This window comes from Pseudomonas sp. HAR-UPW-AIA-41 (assembly GCF_002304225.1).
GTDB lineage: Bacteria > Pseudomonadota > Gammaproteobacteria > Pseudomonadales > Pseudomonadaceae > Aquipseudomonas.
The window spans coordinates 1-3,185 of the sequence record NZ_NSLB01000024.1; the positions used below are offsets into that span (position 1 = coordinate 1).

Genomic DNA, 3,185 nt, shown 5'->3' on the forward strand with positions numbered 1-3,185 from the left:
TCCCGAACTCAGAAGTGAAACGACGCATCGCCGATGGTAGTGTGGGGTCTCCCCATGTGAGAGTAGGTCATCGTCAAGCTCCTATCCCAAACCCCCGACCCGCTTACGCTGGTCGGGGGTTTGTCTTTGCGCGGGAAATTAAGTTGGTTTGCAATGGCTGGCTCGCTCTATATGATTCGCCCTTCTGAAAAGGGGTGTTTATGCACGAGCTGTTAGCCTTGCTTAGCGATGGGGCCTTTCATTCCGGTGAGCGTCTTGGGGCGCTGCTGGGGGTTTCCCGCTCTGCTGTATGGAAGCGTCTGCTCCTGCTCGAAGAGAGTACGGGTCTGCGTATTCACAAGGTTCGTGGTAAGGGCTATCGCCTGGAACAGCCGCTTGTATTGCTAGACTCTGAGCGACTGAGTCGGGAGTTGCCTTATCCCGTCAGGGTTCTGACAGAAGTGGACTCCACAAATGCAGAGGCTCTTCGTTATCTGGCTGTCGGCCAGGTAAATCAACCGATGCTTTTTGTCGCAGAGCAGCAAACTGCCGGGCGTGGACGCAGGGGGCGCAGCTGGGTTAGTCCCTATGGTGTGAACCTGTACTTCAGTTTGCTTTTGCCAGTATCTGACTCCTCGCGTCTGGAGGGGTTGAGTCTGCTCGTTGGGTTGGCAGTCCGTCGTGCTTTGGTTGCGTGTGGTTACCCAAGCGTTGAGCTGAAGTGGCCCAATGATCTACTTCTGTCTGGTGGAAAGGTTGCGGGTATTTTGCTCGAGCTGGCTGGTGATCCTGCTGACGGCTGTCACGTTGTGGTGGGCATTGGGATCAACGTCAATATGCAGGGGGCTAAAGCCGGTATCGATCAGGCCTGGACTGCTCTGATCGGAGCTGCAGAGCGACCTGTTGATCGCAACCTGATTCTGATCGCGGTCGCCAATGCCTTGCATGAGCTCTTAACAGCTGACTCGGCAGGTCGATTTGCTGCGTACCGTGACGAGTGGGAGGGGGCGCATGCCTGGCAGGGGCGAAAGGTCTGCTTGAGTACTGGTCCGCAGTCCGTCTATGGAATTGTGCTTGGAGTTGATGATCGCGGTGCGCTTCGGCTGATGTGCGATGGTGTGGAGCGGGTGTATAGCGGCGGTGAGCTTAGTCTGAGGTTGTCGGATGATTCTTGAGCTCGATTGTGGCAACTCGCTAATCAAGTGGCGTGTGCTTGCAGAATCTCAGTTGGTAACTGCGCAAGGTGTGGTGCAGGATTCGGACGAGTTGCTGGCTGCGGTAGTGGCTGAAGGCCCGCTGTCGATCACATTTGTGAGGATGGTGAGCGTGCGCAGCGAAGAGGAGATTAACCAGTTGGTTGATCTGCTGCGTCTGGCCTATGAGGTTGATGTTGCTGTGGCGGTGCCGGCTCAGGTGCTGGCAGGGGTTGTCAATGGGTATGACGAGTATCAGCGTTTAGGCTTGGATCGTTGGCTGGCGTTGGTCGCGGCCTATAAGCGTTCTTCTGGGGCCGTTCTGGTGATCGATTTGGGGACGGCTATTACCTCGGATTTTGTTGGGCCGGATGGCGTTCATCGTGGAGGCTTTATTTGTCCTGGATTGCCACTAATGCGCAGCCAATTGCGGACTCACACCCGGAAAATTCGCTACAGCGATGATGAGGGTTTGCGTGTGTGCGGATCGAGCTTGCCTGGGCGTAGCACGGCAGAGGCGGTGGAAAGAGGCTGTCTGCATATGGTGCGTGGCTTTGTGGCGGATCAGGTGTCGCTCGCTTCGGAGTTGCTCAAGGATTTTGACATTTACCTGACCGGCGGGGATGCGGCTATGGTTTCCGACTTGTTGCCACAGGCGCGCGTTTGTTCAGATCTTGTGTTTGCTGGCTTGGCGCTGGCCTGCCCGTACGAGAGGGGTTGAGATGCGCTGGGTGTTTCTTTTTTTGCTTGTGCTGAATCTGTTCTATTACGTCTGGCACCAGCAGCAGGCGCCGTTGCGGGCCAAAGAGGTCGCGCCGATTGCGCTGTACCAGGGGCAGCAGCGTGACATTCGTTTGTTGAGTGAGAGTGATGAGCTGCCTAAGAAGCGCGAGGCGCTGCCCGCTACGAGGACTGAGGAAGTTTGCCTTTTTCTGGGTGGCTTCTCTTCGGATGAAGAGGCGCGCCGGGTTGAGCAGCGGCTGGTCAGTCTCGATATAGCGTCCAGCGTAATGCCGCTTGATGTGGCGGCTGGCGTTGACTACTGGGTGTATTTGCCGCCGCTAGCCTCGCGCCAGGCTTCTTTGCGTCAGCTGAAGGAGTTGCAGGCGCGGAAAATCGATAGCTACATCATTACGCAGGGCGATCTGAGTAACGGGATTTCTCTGGGAATGTTTCCACGGATGGAGTCTGCCGATAATGTCCTGTCGCGCTTGCGTGAGGCGGGTTACGAGCCTTTGCTGCGTGAACTGCCGCGTGCGCAGCGTAATTACTGGGTGCGAATCGAGCCCTTTGCCCGGCGTCTCGTGGGTGATGTGCTGCTTGCGCAATTAGGCAATGACTTCAATGGCTTAGGTCACCAATTAATGCCGTGCGAAGGTGTTGCAGTTGCGCAGTAGTTTGCATAGAATGGCGCCCGCTTCGCAGGGGGACGGTTTAGCCGGAATTCAGCAGAGCGCTGTCAAAGCAGCTAACCTCAAGTTTTTTAATGAGAAATGCTTGACAGTCGGGTGGCAGATGTAGAGAATGCCGCCTCACTTTGGAGGGGTTCCCGAGCGGCCAAAGGGATCAGACTGTAAATCTGACGTCATAGACTTCGAAGGTTCGAATCCTTCCCCCTCCACCAGATTTAAGCGTGAGCCGTACGCTCCGCGGGCATAGTTCAGTGGTAGAACCTCAGCCTTCCAAGCTGATGATGCGGGTTCGATTCCCGCTGCCCGCTCCAGATACGGTTTAGGCAAATGCTTCGCTCATGTAGCTCAGCTGGTAGAGCACACCCTTGGTAAGGGTGAGGTCAGCGGTTCAAATCCGCTCATGAGCTCCATACCCAAAGGCAGATAAGCAATTATCTGCCTTTGTTTTAATGGTGGCGTGAGTCGCTAGTTTCTCAGAAGGGAGATAGTGTCGATGGCTAAAGAAAAATTTGAACGTAACAAACCGCACGTCAACGTCGGCACTATCGGTCACGTTGACCACGGTAAAACCACTCTGACCGCTGCTCTGACCCGCGTGTGC

The 3,185-nt window shown here is 55.6% G+C and carries 4 protein-coding genes and 3 tRNA genes; all 7 read left to right on the forward strand.

What is annotated here, in order from left to right; translation table 11 throughout:
* The first annotated feature begins 200 nt into the window (after positions 1-200).
* A complete protein-coding gene (birA, locus tag CK486_RS17655; protein WP_095941606.1) occupies positions 201-1,154 on the forward strand; it encodes a bifunctional biotin--[acetyl-CoA-carboxylase] ligase/biotin operon repressor BirA in 954 nt (317 codons plus the stop codon).
* Entirely contained in the window at positions 1,144-1,893 is a 750-nt protein-coding gene (locus CK486_RS17660; RefSeq protein WP_095941607.1) for a type III pantothenate kinase, read from the forward strand. Before birA ends, CK486_RS17660 begins: the two co-directional genes overlap by 11 nt.
* 1 nt (position 1,894) lies before the next feature.
* Complete coding sequence (locus CK486_RS17665) at positions 1,895-2,569, forward strand: SPOR domain-containing protein (protein WP_095941608.1); 675 nt, start codon at positions 1,895-1,897, stop codon at positions 2,567-2,569.
* A gap of 142 nt (positions 2,570-2,711) precedes the next feature.
* Positions 2,712-2,796, forward strand: a tRNA-Tyr gene (locus CK486_RS17670).
* Positions 2,797-2,821: 25 nt separating this feature from the next.
* Positions 2,822-2,895 (forward strand) — tRNA-Gly (locus CK486_RS17675).
* Between the two features lie 23 nt (positions 2,896-2,918).
* A tRNA-Thr gene (locus CK486_RS17680) sits at positions 2,919-2,994 on the forward strand.
* An 83-nt stretch (positions 2,995-3,077) separates the two neighbouring features.
* Positions 3,078-3,185: GTP-binding protein (locus CK486_RS17685; RefSeq protein ID WP_236699086.1), on the forward strand; the 108-nt coding region annotated here is incomplete at its 3' end.